This is a genomic window from Streptomyces sioyaensis (assembly GCF_004122735.1).
GTDB classification, from domain to species: Bacteria; Actinomycetota; Actinomycetes; order Streptomycetales; family Streptomycetaceae; genus Streptomyces; species Streptomyces sioyaensis.
Window position 1 is genome coordinate 16,754 of record NZ_SDIF01000043.1, and the last position, 16,623, is coordinate 33,376.

The following is a 16,623-nucleotide window of genomic DNA, read 5'->3' on the forward strand; positions in this document are numbered from 1 at the left end:
CGGTAACGGGGGGCGGTCAGTTCGGGTTGAGGCCGTGGTCCCGCAGCCACGGCTGCGGGTCGACCGCCGCGCCGCCGCCCGGGCGCACCTCGAAGTGCAGATGCGGCCCGGTGGAGTTGCCGGAATTGCCCGAATAGGCAATCCGGTCACCGGCCTTGACCTGCCCGGAGCGGATCTTGGTGCTGCTCAGATGGCAGTACCACGTCTCGGTGCCGTCGGGCGCCGTCACGATCGCCATGTTGCCGTAGGCGGAGTTCCACTGGGTGCGGATGGTGCCGTCGGTGGCGGACATGACCGGGGTGCCGTAGCTGACCGGGAAGTCGATTCCGGTGTGCACGGACATCCAGTTGACGCCGGCCTGGCCGAAGGTGGCGCTCAGCCCGTGCTGGGTCACCGGCAGCACGAACTTGGGGCGCATGGCCTCCTTGCGGGCCGCCGCCTCCGCCTTGCGCTTGCGGTCCAGCGCCTGGCGCTCCTTGAGGTCGATCCGCTCCTGGGTACGGCTGGCCCGGTCGCGGAAGTCGTCCGCGCTGGCGCTGAGTCCGGCGAGCTGGGTGTCGAGCTTGCTGTTCGCCGCGGCCGGTTTGACGGCCCCCGCGTCGGGCGCGGCCTGCGCGGTCGTCTCCGCCTTGTCGTCCCCGCCGAAGTGGGCGACGGACGCGGCGGCCACGGCGCAGACGCCCATGGCGGCGACCGACGGGACGGCGACGGTCAGCAGCGCCGACCGCTTCGCCGGGCGCCGCCGGCCCCGGCCGCGGACGGCCTTCCCGGCTTCCGGCTGGGCGGCCCGGCGGCCGGCGGGGGCGTCGGCCGCGACCGGGATCGGCATGGCCTGCGTCATGGCGTCCGCCACGGCGGCGGCGTCGCTCAGGCCGCCGTGCTCCTCGGCGCCACCGGCGGGGGAGTTGCCGTCGGCGCCGTGCTGCCCGGTGTCGTACCCGTCGTAGCCGTCGGACTCGTACGGGCCGCTGCCGTGCCGGTCGCTCCCGGCGTGCGCGGTCTCGAAGGGCGCGGTCTCGAAGGGTGCGGTCTCGTCCCACGCGGTGCCGTCCCAGTGGGCGGTCTCGGCCGCGGGCGGGCCGGCCTGCGCCGGGATCCCGGCGATCAGCCCCTGGTCGGTGGTCGACCAGATCGCCGTGGCCTCGTAGCTCGCGGTCTCCTGGAGTGCGGTCTCCTGGAGTGCGGTGGCCTGCCGGCTGAGGGCGTCGAAGCCGCCGGTGCTCTCGAAGGTCTCGGCCGTCTCGTAGGCGCCGGTGGCGTAACTGCCGCTGTCGTAACTGCCGGTCGGGTAACCGCCGGTGTCGCAGCCGCCGGTGGCAACGCCTCCGGTGGAAAAGCTTCCGGTGTCGAACCCGCCGTACCCGTAAGAGGTGGCTTCGTACGCGGTCGTCCCGTATCCGGCGGTTTCGTACCCGGCCGTGTCGTACGTGGACGAGGGGGAGTACCCGGTGGTTTCCTGCGCCGGCTGCTCGTAGCCGGTGTGCGCGTACGGGTCGTAGCCTCCGGCAGCCGATTGCGGGTCGGCGACGGCGTAGGCGCCGGTGTCGTAGCCGCCGGTGTCCCACTGCATCGTGGGGTACGCGCCGGTGCCGTAGACATCGCCGGCCTGGCCGCCATCGGCCGGACCGGCCCCGCCGTCATACGCGCCGGTGTGGAAGGTGCCCGTGCCGTACGCACTCATCCCGTACGCCCCCGCGCCATACGCACCGGTGTCGTACATCCCGGTGTCATAGGTGCCGGTGTCGTACATGCCGGTTTCGTACGAGCCGGGGAGCGAGCCGAAGAGCGGGTCGCCGTCGCCGTATTGGGCGGTGCCGTCCGGGGACTGCTGCCCGTAGGAGTCGTAGGCCGGATAGTGCGCATACGAGGCGTCGGAAGGAGAGCCGGTCGGAGGCTGAGCCTCCGATGGGTGACGGTCGTTCACCAACTTCTCTTTCGCCTCGGCAGCAGGAGAATTAGCGGCGACTGTACCCGGCGGTTTGCGATGGCGACAATCTTCAACTGGTTTTGCGTTCGGCCAGACCGGGCATTTGGCCGCCTTTCGGCGGTCCCATGCGCGCTCTTGGCGCCTCGTTCGAGGCTTGTTCGACAACGCGTCAAGATCGTGTCGCCCGTGGAGCGTCACTGACGCCTCGCATGAGGCGCGAGCAGGCCGGGAGCAGGCCGTCGGTAGCCGTGGGTACGGCCTCGGGTCAGGCCACCGAAATGGTGTCCGCCGCCCCTTCCGCCTCCTCCGCCGAGGTCAGTGCCGCGCGTATTCCGGCGGCGACGGTGCCGTTGACCGGCAGGGCGAGGTGTCCGACGCCCGCGACGTGCACGTTCTCGGCGATCACATCCGGGTGGTCGATTCTGGCCGTCGTGGCCGGAATCATCACTTGGTCCGCCTCACTCCAGAAGGCCACGAATCGGGTGCGGCAATTCGGTGCCGGAAGCGACAACTCCGCGATCACCTCGGAATCGGGCCGCATCTGCCGGACGATCGGGTGCGCCGACATCAGGGGCGCGATACGGGTGCCGGAGTGCGGGGTGCCGAGCGTGATCACGGTACGGACATGGGCATCGCCGCCGAGCCGCTGGACGTAATAGCGGGCGATGAGCCCGCCGAGGCTGTGGCCCACGATGTCCACCCGGCGATGACCGGTCCGCGCGCACACCTCCGCCACATGACGGCCGAGCAACTCGGCGGCCTTACGGAGATCGCAGGTCAGCGGGGAGTAGTTGAGCGCCTCGACATGGCACCAGCCGTGTCGGAGCAGCGAGCGGCGCAGCAGGACGAAGACGGAGCGGTTGTCGATGAAGCCGTGGAGCAGGAGGACCGGCGGATGCGCCCGGCCCTCGGTCGGCAGCAGCGTGGGCGCAGCGACGGCGGGCTGCGGGACCTTCGGTGTCAGCCGCCCGTCCGTCGGACGCCCGTCGGGAGATTCGGCGGACGGGGGCGGTGCGGGGCATGGGACGGGGCGTTCCTGGGAGATACCGGTCGGATAGAGCAGCACATGGGCGGCGAGGACCGCCAGGTCGACGACCGTGCTGCGGAGCAGAAGGGGAGAGGTGTGGGTGGGGAGCCGGCGCGCGCACTGGAGCGGTGCAGCGAGAAGGCGCGCGAGCAGAAGGGGTGCGGAGAGAAAGGGCAGGGCCTGCATGCCGACCTCCCGAACGGCACGCGGGAGGCGACCGTGACCCCCGTATGCCCTCGTGGGAAGCCATGCGCAGCGACGGCGGGCCCGCGGCGCGGCCTGCCCTGATGCGCGCCCGGCGGCGCGGTTCGACTGCGGCTCCCCGTGCGCCCGGCCCGCGTGCGCTCCGCCACAAGGCCGTGGCGTGACGACACGTGGAACGCGGCGCATAGCGAACGTGTCCCAGGTGTGATTTCCCCCTCCCCGGATGTCACGAAACGGCTGGGTACGGGATGCTGGCGATAACGTTCGTTCACGCTCGTGGCCGCCGGATCGCGGTCGCGCGATCGATTGTCGGCTCGGCGGCACCACAGTGCCGTGCATGGCTTGGAGGCAGTGATGAGTGTGGCTCGGCAGGACGGGGCGCAAGCGGGGAGCCAGGGCGCGGCGGGCAGGTCGGGGCCGATCCGTGTGGTGGTGGCCAAGCCGGGTCTGGACGGGCACGACCGGGGTGCCAAGGTCATCGCGCGGGCGCTGCGGGACGCCGGTATGGAGGTGATCTACACCGGGCTGCACCAGACCCCGGAGCAGATCGTCGACACCGCGATCCAGGAGGACGCCGACGCGATCGGGCTGTCCATCCTCTCCGGCGCCCACAACACCCTCTTCGCGAAGGTCATCGCCCTCCTGGAGGAACGCGACGCGGCGGACATCAAGGTCTTCGGCGGTGGCATCATCCCCGAGGCCGACATCCCGCCGCTCAAGGCACAGGGCGTCGCGGAGATCTTCACGCCGGGCGCGACGACCGCCTCGATCGTGGAGTGGGTCCAGGCGAACGTGCGCTCGCTGGCGGTCTGAGGCGGCGCCGGGCACGTGCACCACGCGGACACCCCCTGGGGCGGCCGGGGCGCGGCGGGTCACGGCGTCCTCCGAGCGGATTCCCCGGCCGGCACGGGGGCGGCGGGCGGCGGCGTGAGTTCGGCACGCATCGTGGCGCGCAGGCGCAGGGTGCCGACCAGGCGCTGGAAGGCCTCGGACCAGTAGCCGCCGGAGCCCGGTGAGGCGCCCTCCGGCTCGTCCGTGACCGCGGTGAGCATGTCGAGACGGTCCGCGGCCGCCGGGTCCAGACAGCGCTCGGCCAGACCCATCACCCCGCTGAAGCTCCAGGGGTAGCTGCCCGCGTCCCGGGCGATGTCCAGTGCGTCCACGACGGCGCGGCCCAGCGGCTCCGCCCAGGGGACCGCGCACACCCCGAGCATCCGGAACGCGTCCGACAAGCCGTGCGCCGCGATGAACTCCGCTACCCACCGGGCCCGTTCGTCCCCGGGCAGCACGGCCAGCAGCTTCGTCAGATCCCGCGACGAGCCGGCCGGTGAGACCTCGGCGGCCTGGGGCGGTGCGCCCGGCGCGCCGAGCAGCGCCCGCGCCCAGTCGGCGCTCTGCTGGCGCACCGCGGCCCGGCACCAGGCGTCGTGCAGCTCCGTCCGCCAGTCGTCCGCCACCGGCAGCGCGACGATCGCCGCCGGCGCCCGGTCCGCGAAGCGCTCGCGCCAGCTGTCCAGTGGTGTCGCCTCCACCAACTGGCCCAGCCACCAGGACCGTTCGCCCCGCCCGGAGGGCGGCTTGGGTGCCACGCCGTCCCGTTGCATCGCCGCGTCGCACTCGTGCGGCGCCTCCACCGAGATCCTCGTGGTGCCCGACGTACGGTCCGGGCCGATGCAGGTGTGCGCACGCTCGGCCATACGGGCCGCGAACGCGGAGCCGGGGAGGGTGGAGAGGAACTCGGCGGCCGTGGCGCGGACATTGCGGCTGCGGTCGGACAGTGCCCGTTCGAGGAAGGGCTCATCCGCCGCCGAGAGGTCCTCGCGCAGCGAGTCGAGGAACATCAGGCGGTCCTCGGCCCGTTCCGTGGACCAGGTCGTGGCCAGCAGCGCCAGGCCGGCCGGCGGGTCGTGCCGGCGCAGCGCGGTCAACAGGGCGACCCGCTCCGCGAACAGGCCCTCCTCCCACTGCTGCCGTACGCCCTCGGGGTCGTCACCGAGGGGGAACCCGGCCGGGCCGCCGATCCCGCGGAGCGCGAACTTCCACGCGTCGTTGAGTCGCGCCAGCCACAGGGCGCGCGGTCCCGCCAGCGCCAGCGCGGCGGACCGCAGATCCGTACGGGCCCGGGCGGCGTCGAGCAGCTCCGGAAGCAGTGCCTCCGGGGCGCGGTAGCCGTATCCGTCGGCGGCGGCCAGCCACTGCGGGAGCAGTTCGGTGAGGTCGGGGGCCGTCCCGCGGCGGCTGCTGCCTCCGGCGCCGCCGCGGTCGGCGAGCAGCAGGGAGAGCCGGCGGCGGGCCGCGGGCGGCAGCGGGGGCCGCGGATCGGCCGGGGCCGGGGCGGGCCGCTCGCCGGCCGGCGCAGGGCGCAGCGCGGCGCGCCGGCGCACCGTGCTCACCGCGGCCGCGTCCAGGAGTGCGGCCGCGCTGCCCTGACCGGGCCGCATCGCCACCGGCGGGGTCCGGCGCTCGGTCCCGAGGAGCGCGGCACTCACGAGGGCGGACCAGTCGGCCGGGGCGACCCGGCCGAAGGAGGCGGCTGCGGGGGGTGTGGAGGTGCTGCTCGTGCTGCTCGTGCTGCTCGTGACGTTTGTGGTGGGCGTGATGTTCGTGGGGGGCATGATGTTCGTGGTGCTCGTCATGCTCGTCGTGCCCTTCTTCCGGTCTTCCAGGCATCGGTGGTGGACGGCTTGCGTGGACGGCTTGCGCGGAGGGCGGGAGCCGCGGCGGGCGGAGCCGGGGGCCGGGTCACAGGGACACCGGGGTGGGGTCCCAGACGGTCAGTGGCAGAAAGCCGCGGTGGCCGCATTCGCCGAAGACCGTGACCGGTGCCCCGCCCGATATGGCGGCCAGCTGCCACCGACTGGCCCGGCCGGAACAGCGCGGGTCCAGCGGCAGCGCCGACTCCCCGTCCGCATCGGCCAGTTGCCAACCCGCCCCGTCGCGGCCCGGTATGGGCGTGACGTCGGTGAGCACCACCGGCCAGGAATCCAGCCAGGGGTCGTCGCGCAGTGCATCGCCGTACGCGGTCAGTGCGGCATCGATGCCGCAGCCGGGTGGCACCGGTCCAGGGGCCGCCGGGGCGTGCCGCTCGCCCAGGGCCGCACGCAGCGGGCGGGCGCCGGGGTAGTAGGCGAGATCCGCGTCGAGGACCAGACCGGGCGGCAGGGCCAGGTCCAGCGGGCGGTGGGGGCCCCCGAACGAGAGATGCAGCGCCATCCGGCCGGTCCGCTCGCCCCGCAGAAAGATTCTGCGGGTGAGCAACTTGCCGTCGTCGCTGTCCTGTTGGGCGAGCACCAGCCAGCGGTCCCGGACCGTTGCCGCGTCGGGTCCGGTCAGCAGTTCCGCCGCCTCGGTGGTGAGTCCGACGCGGGAGCGGACCGTCGCCGCGAGCGGAGTCGGCAGCCGGTCGAGGCCGAGGAACGCCTGATCGAGGAGGTGCAGCAGCGCGCACTCCTCCAGCAGCCGGGCCGGCCAGTCGGCGCCGGATGCCACCACCGACCCCAACTCGCGTACCCGCGCGGCGAGTCCGGGTGCCTGGGCGTCGACCATGCGGGCGGCCGTCTCGTCCCAGGAGCCGCCCGCGCTCCCGGAACCACCCGGAGGGGAATCGCCCCCACCGGCGCGTCCGGCCGAGGCCAGGCCGGAATGGAGCAGATCCTCCAGGCGCTGTTCCAGTTCCACGGCGCCGGCGCCGATCCGCTGCATCCGGCGGGCGGCCCGCCGCTCGGCGGCCTCCGGGGCGGCGGGCGCACGCGACCCGGCGCCCCCGCCCGGTGCCGCACCCGCGGGCCGCCCGGCGCGCTCGCGGCGCCCGGCCAGCCACTCGACCGCCCACGACGCCGGCTCCCCGGCCGCCACCGCCCGGTCCCCGCCGCCCGCCCAGAGCAGCAGCAGCCCCAGCGCGTGCTTGCACGGAAATTTACGGCTCGGGCAACTGCACGTGAAAGCCGGGCCGTTGAGGTCCACCACGGTCCGGTAGGGCTGCTTTCCGCTGCCCTTGCACTGCCCCCACAGCGCGGCCTCGTCCGCGCCCGTTTCCGACCACGGCTCGGGTGCCGCGAGCTTGCCGCCCGCCTTGCGTGATGCCTCGCCAGGCGCCAGCGCGAGCACCTGATCCGTCGTCCAGCGTTCCCCCTGCGGATTCATGTCCCCGACGCTACGACCCGCCACTGACAATCACCCCCGACCGTGCCGAACTCGCAGGCCAGTGCCGGTTTTCGGGGCGTTGTCAGTGGTCTGGTGCAGGCTTGATTCCGCAAGCGGCCGCAGCGGTTTCGCGGTGCCGGCCGCAGACGTGAGGACGAGGGGGAAACATGTCCGGGAACAGCTTCAGGGCGGCGGACGACACGAAGAATCCGGCGAGCGGGACGATCCCGGAAGCCGCGGGCGGCGCGGCGCTGCGGCCGCATGCCGAGGACAGCTTCGCGGCGGAGCTCGCGGCCCTCGCCGCGGCCGACGACCGGCCGCGGCCGGAGCGCTGGCGGCTCTCGCCGTGGGCGGTCGCCACCTATCTGCTCGGCGGCACGCTCGCGGACGGCACGGTCATCACACCGAAATACGTCGGCCCGCGCCGCATCGTCGAGGTCGCGGTGACCACCCTCGCGACGGACCGCGCACTGCTCCTGCTCGGCGTGCCCGGCACGGCGAAGACCTGGGTGTCCGAGCATCTGGCGGCGGCCGTCAGCGGCGATTCCACCCTGCTGGTGCAGGGCACGGCCGGCACTCCTGAGGAGGCGATCCGCTACGGCTGGAACTACGCCCAGCTGCTCGCGAACGGCCCGAGCCGCGAGGCGCTGGTGCCCAGTCCGGTGATGCGTGCGATGGCGCAGGGCATGACCGCGCGGGTCGAGGAGCTGACCCGGATCCCCGCCGACGTACAGGACACGCTCATCACGGTCCTGTCGGAAAAGACCCTGCCGATCCCCGAGTTGGGGCAGGAGGTGCAGGCCGTCCGCGGCTTCAACCTGATCGCCACCGCCAACGACCGCGACCGCGGGGTCAATGAACTCTCCAGCGCACTGCGCCGCCGCTTCAACACCGTCGTACTCCCGCTGCCCGCGACCCCCGACGAAGAGGTGGACATCGTCTCGCGCCGGGTCGAGCAGATCGGACGCTCGCTGGACCTCCCGGCCGGGCCGGAGGGGCTGGACGAGATCCGCCGGGTCGTCACGGTCTTCCGCGAGCTGCGCTCCGGCACCACCGCCGACGGCCGGACCAAGCTCAAGTCACCCTCCGGCACCCTCTCCACGGCCGAGGCGATCTCGGTGGTGACCAACGGCCTCGCGCTGGCCACCCACTTCGGGGACGGCGTGCTGCGTTCCGGGGACGTCGCCGCGGGCATTCTGGGCGCCGTGGTCCGCGACCCGGCCGCGGACCGGGTCGTATGGCAGGAGTACCTCGAAACGGTGGTGCGCGAGCGCGACGGCTGGAAGGACTTCTACCGCGCCTGCCGTGAGGTGAGCGCATGACCGGGCCGCTGCTGCTCGGGGTGCGGCATCACGGCCCCGGATCGGCACGGGCGGTGCGCGCCGCCCTGGAGCAGTACACCCCCGCCGCGGTCCTGATCGAGGGACCGCCGGAGGCGGACGAGCTGGTACCGCTCGCCGCCCGGGAGGAGATGAGACCGCCGGTCGCGCTGCTCGCCCATGCGCAGGACGACCCCGGCCGCGCGGCGTTCTGGCCGCTGGCCGAGTTCTCCCCGGAGTGGGTGGCGCTGCGCTGGGCCCTGCAGCACGGCGTCCCCGTCCGCTTCATCGATCTGCCCGCGGCCCACTCCCTGGCGATGGGGGAGGACGGGGAACCGGCGGAGGGAGAGCAGCCGGAAGGCGGGAAGTCCGGCGGCGAAGGGCCTGAGGGGGAGCAAGCGGAAGGGGACCGGTCCGGCGGCGAGGGCCCCGACGAGGAACCGGGCACCCAGGAGGGACCCGAGGAGGATCAGGGCACCCAGGCCGATGTGCGGGTCGATCCGGTCCGGGTGCTGGCCGAGGCGGCCGGGTACGACGATCCCGAGCGCTGGTGGGAGGACGTGGTCGAGCACCGCGGGGGCGGGGGGACCTCCCGACGGAGCGGAGCCGAGAGTGAGGGAGAGCCCGATGCGGACGCCGCCGCCCCGTTCGCGGCGCTGGCCGAGGCGATGGGCGCGCTGCGGGAGGCCTACGGCGACGGCGGCCATGACCGTGATCCGGTGCGCGAGGCCCATATGCGGCTGCGGCTGCGTGCCGCGCGCAAGGAGTTCGGGGACAACATCGCCGTGGTGTGCGGAGCCTGGCACGTCCCGGCGCTGGCGCAGCGCACCACCGTGGCCGCCGACCGGCAACTGCTCAAGGGCCTGCCGAAGGTGAAGGCGACGGTGACCTGGGTGCCCTGGACACACCGGCGGCTGTCCCGGCACAGCGGTTACGGTGCCGGCATCGCCTCGCCCGGCTGGTACGGCCATCTCTTCAGCGCCCCCGACCGCCCCGTGGAACGCTGGCTGACCAAGGCCGCCGGGCTGCTCCGGGAGGAGGACTACGCCGTCTCGTCGGCGCACGTCATCGAGGCGGTGCGGCTCGCCGAGGGGCTGGCCACGGTGCGCGGCCGCCCGCTGGCCGGGCTGACGGAGCTGGACGACGCGATCCGGGCCGTCATGGGCGACGGCTCCGACGCCCCGTCCACGCTGATCCACGACCGGCTGGTGGTCGGTGAGGCGCTGGGCGAGGTCCCGGAGGACGCCCCCGCGGTGCCGCTGCAACGGGACATCGCCCGCACCCGGCGCACGCTCCGGCTCACACCGGAGGCCCGGGAACGGGAGCTGGAGCTGGATCTGCGCAAGGAGACCGACGCCGCGCGCAGCCGCCTGCTGCACCGGCTGCGGCTGCTCGGCATCCCCTGGGGAGAGCCCGCCGACTCCCGAGGCAGCACCGGCACCTTCCGGGAGACCTGGCGGCTGCGCTGGGAGCCCGAACTCTCGGTGCGGGTCGCGGAGGCCGGCATCTGGGGCACGACGGTGCTCTCGGCCGCCACCGCCAAGGCGGTTGCCGAGGCGTCAGGGGCGCCAAGGGCCTCCGGGGCCTCCGGGGCGGGCACGCTCGCCGGGGTGACGGCGCTCGCCGAGCGCTGTCTGCTCGCCGGACTCCCCGACGCCCTCCCGGTGGTGATGCAGGCACTGTCCGACCGCGCGGCGCTCGACGCGGACGTGGGCCATCTCGCCCAGGCGCTGCCCGCCCTCGTCCGGTCCGTGCGCTACGGCGATGTCCGCGGCACGCAATCCGCGGCGCTCCGTGAGGTCGCCATGGGCCTGGCCGAACGGGTCTTCGTCGGACTGCCGCCGGCCTGCGCGGGCCTGGACGCCGACGGCGCCGCCGCCATGCGCGGCCATCTCGACGCCACCCATCAGGCCGTCGGCCTCCTCGGCCGGCCGGAGTCCGGAGAGCAGCCGGCCCCCAAGAGCCTGCGGGCGCGGTGGGCCGCGGTACTGCACACGGTGAGCGAACGGGACGCCGTACCGGGGCTGATCCGCGGCCGAGCGGTCAGACTCCTGCTGGACGACGGCGAGTTGGGGGAGGAAGGAGCCGAGCGGCTGATGGGGCTCGCCCTCTCGCCGGGCTCCCCGCCCGTCGATGCCGCCGGATGGGTCGAGGGCTTCGTCGGCGGCGGGGACGGCGGCATGCTGCTGGTCCACGACGAACGGCTGCTCGCGCTGGTCGACGGCTGGCTGACCGGGGTGCCGGACGCGGCGTTCACGGACGTGCTGCCGCTGCTGCGCAGAACCTTCGCCGAGTACGAGGCAGGAGTGCGGCGCACCCTCGGCGAGCTGATCCGCCGCGGCCCCATGGCAACGCCCCGCCGGCCGCCCGGCGACGCCCCGGACGCCGCCGCGCCCGGCTTCGGCCCCGGCCTGGACCGCGACCGCGCCGCCGCCGTACTCCCCACACTGCGCCTGCTCCTGGGAATCGAACAGCAGGGCTTCGACAGCGAGCCGAGCGGGCCGGAAGGGCATACCGGACCGGCAGGGCCGGCTGGTCCGGCCGAGCCAACGGTTCCGGCCGAGCCGATCGGCCCGACCGGAGCGACTGGTCCGGCCGAGCCGACTCAAGCGATTGCATCAGCGACCGCATCGGCTCAAGCGATTGCATCAGCGACCGCATCGGCTCAAGCCACCGTCTCCGAGGACGAACGGCTGCGTCGCTGGCGGCTGGTGCTCGGTGGGGGTGGCGCGGACGGTACGGGGTGCGAGTTGCGGGGGCGGGACGCGGCGATGGACGGGGCGCTGGCCTCGCTCTACGGCAGGAAGAGCGGCAACGGCGGCAAGAGGGCCGGCGGCGGCAGCCGTTCGGCGGGACTCGGGGCCTCGGCGCCCGGAGTGGCGCGCTGGCTCGGCGACATCCGTACGTACTTCCCCTCCTCCGTGGTGCAGGTGATGCAGCGGGACGCCATCGACCGGCTGGGGCTGTCCGCGCTGCTGCTGGAGCCGGAGATGCTGGAGGCCGTCGAAGCGGACGTCCACCTGGTGGGGACCCTGCTCTCGCTCAACCGGCTGATGCCGGAGACGGCCAAGGACTCCGCACGCGCCGTCGTCCGCAAGGTCGTCGAAGAGCTGGAGAAGAAGCTGGCGAACCGCACCCGCGCCGCGCTCACCGGTGCGCTGGACCGCTCCGCGCGGATCAGCCGGCCGCGCCACCGCGACATCGACTGGGACCGCACGATCCGGGCGAACCTCAAGAACTACCTCCCCGAGTACCGCACGGTCGTCCCCGAGCGGCTGATCGGCTACGGCCGCGCCGCGCAGTCGGTGAAGAAGGAAGTGGTGCTCTGCATCGACCAGTCCGGTTCGATGGCCGCCTCGGTCGTCTACGCCTCGGTGTTCGGCGCGGTGCTGGCCTCCATGCGGGCCATCGACACCCGGCTGGTCGTCTTCGACACCGAGGTGGTCGATCTGACGGACCAACTCGACGACCCGGTCGACGTGCTCTTCGGCACCCAGCTGGGCGGCGGCACGGACATCAACCGCGCGCTCGCCTACTGCCAGTCCCGGATCACCCGCCCCGCCGAAACCGTCGTCGTCCTCATCAGCGACCTCTATGAGGGCGGTATCCGCGACGAGATGCTCAAGCGGGTCGCCGCGATGAAGGCGTCCGGAGTGCAGTTCGTGACCTTGCTCGCACTGTCCGACGAGGGGGCACCGGCCTACGACCGTGACCACGCGGCGGCTCTCGCGGCCCTGGATGCACCGGCGTTCGCCTGTACGCCCGATCTGTTCCCCGACGTGATGGCGGCTGCTCTGGAGAAACGACCGCTGCCCATACCGGACATGGCGGAGCAACGGTGACAGGTGGCCCAGGGGGACTTGCGTGGCACCTGGCTGCTCATGCAAGGATCAGGACATCGCTCGATCGCCCGCGACGCGCGTGACGCCGAGGCCTGAGCCCGGTTGTCCCCGTCCGTATGGGAAGGTCCCCTCCTTGTCCGCTGTGCTCGCCCTGCCTGCCGCCGTGCGCCTGCCGCGCACGGTGGCCGTGCGGCGTGCGCTGCTGGCCGGGCTCTTCCTGGTGGGCTTCGCCGCCCTCGGCTTCGCCTTCGGTCCCGGCGCCCATGCCGCCGACCGGGCGCGGACAGCGGACCTGCCCGGGGTCACGGCCCCGGCCAAGGCCCCGGCCGAGGCGTCCACTCCGGACCGGGCCACCACCCGGGACGGGGCGGCGGACCAGGCGGACCACGCGGGCCGGGCGGACGAACTCTCCGGCTCCGGAGCCGCGTTGGCGCCGCAGGGCAAGGGCTCCGAAGCCAAGCTGGCCCAGCGCGCCCACGCTGCCTCCGACGCGGTGGGCGATGCCGTACGGCCCGCCGCCGACCAGGCCGCATCGGCCACCGGCCGGGTCACCCAGCCGGTGCGCCGCGTCGTGCGGGAGATCGGGGACTCGGCCGGCGCCGCGCTGCCCGTACACCTCCCGTCCGGCGAGCACACCGGTCGCCCCGGAGACGGCGGTCCGCAGCAGCACGGCCGTACGCCGGGCGATGACCGGCCGGCCGATTCGTGCACCGGCGCACCGGCCGACGCGGGCGCAGCCCGTTCGGCTCACCTCATCGACGGCCTGGGCACGCCGGCCGCCGAGCACTCCTCGGCCACCGTCCACGAGGAGAAGGACCCGGGCCACCACGGCCTTCCGGGGCACCTCCCGCAGGGCCCGGTGGCGCCGGCCTCGCACAGTGCGGGTGACGGCCACGGTCCCCGTGGCGGGGACCAGCACGCCGCCGATCCGGCGAACTCCCTGCGCTTCCGGCTCATTCCCGGTGGCGTCCGCACGGCCGATGGCGCTCCGACGCGTCGGCGTGCCGAAGAAATCCTCGAATTCCCGGGCTAGGGCAGACCGCTCCGCGTTTGTCACTGGACCTGCCGCGCGGGGGCGGGACAGGTCTGCCCTTTCACCCCTTTTTGAATTCGAAGGACTTCACCTCCATGCGCTCCAACATCCGCCGTTCCATAGTCGTTGCCGCTGCCGCCACCGGGCTGTGGGCCCTGGGCTCCGTCGCCGCCAACGCCGCCGAGCTGCCCACCGCCGGGGACCTGCCGTCCGCCGGCTCGGTGACCGACACCGCCAAGCAGCTGCCCACCGGCGAGGTGACCGGCACCGCGACGAAGGCCGCCCAGAAGGTCACCGGCACCGTTGAGCAGACGGCGGGCAAGGCCACCGGCGTCCTGGGCGGCGGTGTCTCGACCCAGGACCTGCCCTCGACGGACGGTGTGCAGAAGCTGACCCACGGCCTCGGCCTGCCGGACACCGGTGCGGTCCGCAAGACCGCCGACGTGAAGAAGGCCAAGAAGGCCGTCAAGGCCGTCAAGAAGACCGCCAAGGCCGCCGACCTGGGCAAGGCCGGTCGCCTCACCAACGGCACGCTGCCCGCCGTCCCGGCGCTGCCCGCCACGGGCATCCCGTCCGCCCAGCTCCCCGGCGGCCTGCCCAAGGGCCTGCCCGCCACCCCGGCGCTGCCCAAGGCCCCCGCGCTGCCCAAGGCGCCCGGTTCGGTCGACAACCTGCTGGCCGGTCTCGCCGGTGCGGGTGTCCGTCCCGAGCAGCTGACGAACCAGGCCAAGAGCGGTCTGGCCACCGCCCGTCCGGTCGTCGACAACGCCGCCTCCGACGTGCTGCCGCCCGTCGCCCGCCGCGCCGTTGTCAAGGTCGTCCCGGTCGCCCAGGGTGCGGTCGGCAACGCCGGTCGGCTCGCCGGTGACGCGGCCGGCCAGGCGACCCCGTTCGTGATCACGGTCGGCGGCCAGGCGCAGCTGTTCGTGCAGGGTGCGGCCGGCGACGTGGTGCCGGCTGCCAAGGGAGTCGCGGCCCACGCCGCCCCGTTCGCGCAGGGTGTGGCCGCTGACGCCACTCCGTTCGCGAAGGGTCTGGCCGCCGTTGTCGCCACCGACGCACAGGGCACCGCCCACCAGGCCGTCGCCGGCGCGCAGGGCCTGACCCCGGTGAAGTCGCTCCCGTCGGTTCCGTCGGTTCCGTCCGTGCCGTCGGCGCCGGCCGTTCCGTCCGTGCCGTCCGTGCCCGCGGTTCCCGGCAACGTGACCGACGCCGTGGCCCTCCCGTCCGTGCCGTCCGTGCCCGCCGTCCCCGGCAACGTGACCGACGCCGTTCCGGCCGGCCTGGCCAACGCCGTCGCCGTCCCGGCCGTGCCGGCCCAGCTGTCCGACCTCACCAACGCCGCCAACATCCCGGCGCTGCCCGCCCTCCCGGTCCAGGGCATCTGAGGCTCGGAGCCAGTAGCACCGGTTCATCGGCTGCGGCGGCAGCCGATGCCGGAACACCCATGAACAGCCGGGCGGACCTCTGTGGGGGAGGACCGCCCGGCTTTGGCGTTTCCTCACCCCGGCAACAGGCCACCGGAGCCCCGGAGTTGATCCCCGGCAACAGGCCACCGGCCCTTCACCCCGCCCCGCTCCCCCGCCCGGCCGCTCACCGGGGCCCATCTCGTCCGAAGCGAGTGCATACGGTGCGTAACGCGACGGCCCGTAGGAAGCCGGACGATCGCCGCCCATTCGCCGCCGACATGCGGAAATCTCGAGGAGGCGTAACTTGGCCAAAAGATCTGTGATGGTAATCACCGCTGGAGTGTGATCTGTGATTTAGGGGCTCACGGCCCGCGGCGATAACCTGCCGGACGGACATGCCGCGTATCCGGACACCGTGTACGCCTCCCCTGTGACAGCGCCGTCACGTTGCCCTTCGCGGCACGCCCATCGCAGACAACGATCCGCGATCACTCGGCGATTCTGAGAAGACAAGGGACGGACGCGCGTGGACCTGTTCGAGTACCAGGCGAGGGACCTCTTCGCCAAGCACGGTGTACCGGTGCTGGCCGGTGAAGTCATCGACACGCCTGAGGCAGCCCGCGAGGCGACCGAGCGGCTGGGCGGCAAGTCTGTCGTCAAGGCCCAGGTGAAGGTCGGCGGCCGTGGCAAGGCCGGCGGCGTCAAGCTGGCCGCGACCCCGGACGAGGCCGTCGCGCGCGCGACGGACATCCTCGGCATGGACATCAAGGGCCACACGGTCCACAAGGTGATGATCGCCGAGACCGCTCCGGAGATCGCCGAGGAGTACTACGTCTCGTACCTCCTCGACCGCACCAACCGCACCTTCCTGGCCATGGCCTCCGTCGCCGGCGGCATGGACATCGAAGAGGTCGCGGAGAAGACCCCCGAGAAGCTCGCCAAGATCCCGGTGGACGCCAACGAAGGCGTCAGCAAGGAGAAGGCCGCCGAGATCGTCGCTGCCGCGAAGTTCCCGGCCGAGGTCGCCGACCAGGTGGCCGACGTCCTGGTCACCCTGTGGAAGACCTTCATCGCCGAGGACGCGCTCCTCGTCGAGGTCAACCCGCTCGCCAAGGTCGCCAGCGGCGATGTCCTCGCCCTCGACGGCAAGGTGTCCCTCGACGAGAACGCCGAGTTCCGCCAGCCGGACCACGAGGCGCTGGAGGACAAGGACGCAGCCAACCCGCTCGAGGCTGCGGCCAAGGCCAAGGGCCTGAACTACGTCAAGCTCGACGGCCAGGTCGGCATCATCGGCAACGGCGCGGGTCTCGTCATGAGCACCCTGGACGTCGTCGCCTACGCCGGCGAGAAGCACAACAACGTCAAGCCCGCCAACTTCCTCGACATCGGTGGCGGCGCCTCCGCCGAGGTCATGGCGAACGGCCTGGAGATCATCCTCGGCGACCCGGACGTCAAGTCCGTCTTCGTCAACGTCTTCGGCGGCATCACCGCCTGTGACGAGGTCGCCAACGGCATCGTGCAGGCCCTGGAGCTGCTCAAGTCCAAGGGCGAGGACGTCAACAAGCCCCTGGTCGTGCGGCTCGACGGCAACAACGCGGAGCTCGGCCGCGAGATCCTGTCGAAGGCCAACCACCCGCTGGTGCAGCGCGTGGACACCATGGACGGCGCGGCCGACAAGGCCGCCGAGCTGGCTGCTAAGTAAAGGACGAGGACACAACA

Annotated in this window: 10 protein-coding genes and 1 pseudogene; 7 read left to right on the plus strand and 4 right to left on the minus strand. The window is 73.2% G+C overall.

Annotated features, from left to right (window positions below; translation table 11 throughout):
- Positions 1-16: 16 nt before the first annotated feature.
- Positions 17-1,924 carry a M23 family metallopeptidase gene (locus tag EST54_RS16905; protein WP_129248468.1) on the minus strand — a complete coding sequence of 636 codons (1,908 nt, stop codon included), beginning with the start codon at positions 1,922-1,924 and terminating at the stop codon, positions 17-19.
- Positions 1,925-2,192: 268 nt separating this feature from the next.
- Entirely contained in the window at positions 2,193-3,140 is a 948-nt protein-coding gene (locus EST54_RS16910; RefSeq protein ID WP_174857449.1) for an esterase/lipase family protein, read from the minus strand.
- Between the two features lie 372 nt (positions 3,141-3,512).
- Between EST54_RS16910 and EST54_RS16915 the strand changes: the two genes are divergently transcribed.
- Positions 3,513-3,971 carry a cobalamin B12-binding domain-containing protein gene (locus tag EST54_RS16915; protein WP_129248469.1) on the plus strand — a complete coding sequence of 153 codons (459 nt, stop codon included), beginning with the start codon at positions 3,513-3,515 and terminating at the stop codon, positions 3,969-3,971.
- A 59-nt stretch (positions 3,972-4,030) separates the two neighbouring features.
- Here EST54_RS16915 and EST54_RS16920 read toward each other — a convergent pair whose 3' ends face one another.
- Entirely contained in the window at positions 4,031-5,773 is a 1,743-nt protein-coding gene (locus EST54_RS16920; RefSeq protein ID WP_372448221.1) for a DUF5691 domain-containing protein, read from the minus strand.
- Positions 5,774-5,900: 127 nt separating this feature from the next.
- The gene (locus tag EST54_RS16925; RefSeq protein WP_129248470.1) at positions 5,901-7,301 is read right to left on the minus strand and encodes an SWIM zinc finger family protein; all 1,401 of its coding nucleotides are present in this window, start codon (positions 7,299-7,301) and stop codon (positions 5,901-5,903) included.
- 167 nt (positions 7,302-7,468) lie between these two features.
- Between EST54_RS16925 and EST54_RS16930 the strand changes: the two genes are divergently transcribed.
- The 6 genes and pseudogenes from EST54_RS16930 to sucC all read left to right on the plus strand — a co-directional run bounded on the left by EST54_RS16930 (position 7,469) and on the right by sucC (position 16,606).
- Positions 7,469-8,623 (plus strand): ATP-binding protein, encoded by a 1,155-nt coding sequence (locus EST54_RS16930; RefSeq protein ID WP_129248471.1) that lies wholly within the window; start codon positions 7,469-7,471, stop codon positions 8,621-8,623.
- Positions 8,620-11,187 (plus strand): annotated as a pseudogene (locus EST54_RS35455) (DUF5682 family protein); the annotation flags it as partial. The gene EST54_RS16930 and the pseudogene EST54_RS35455, both read left to right, overlap by 4 nt.
- Positions 11,188-11,673: 486 nt before the next feature.
- Positions 11,674-12,462, plus strand: coding sequence for a VWA domain-containing protein (locus EST54_RS35465; protein WP_239013117.1), 789 nt, complete (start codon positions 11,674-11,676; stop codon positions 12,460-12,462).
- A 133-nt stretch (positions 12,463-12,595) separates the two neighbouring features.
- Positions 12,596-13,495 carry a hypothetical protein gene (locus EST54_RS16940; protein WP_129248473.1) on the plus strand — a complete coding sequence of 300 codons (900 nt, stop codon included), beginning with the start codon at positions 12,596-12,598 and terminating at the stop codon, positions 13,493-13,495.
- 95 nt (positions 13,496-13,590) lie between these two features.
- Positions 13,591-14,883, plus strand: coding sequence for a hypothetical protein (locus tag EST54_RS16945; RefSeq protein WP_129248474.1), 1,293 nt, complete (start codon positions 13,591-13,593; stop codon positions 14,881-14,883).
- 547 nt (positions 14,884-15,430) lie between these two features.
- Positions 15,431-16,606 carry an ADP-forming succinate--CoA ligase subunit beta gene (gene sucC / locus EST54_RS16950; protein ID WP_129248475.1) on the plus strand — a complete coding sequence of 392 codons (1,176 nt, stop codon included), beginning with the start codon at positions 15,431-15,433 and terminating at the stop codon, positions 16,604-16,606.
- The last annotated feature ends 17 nt before the right edge of the window (positions 16,607-16,623 follow it).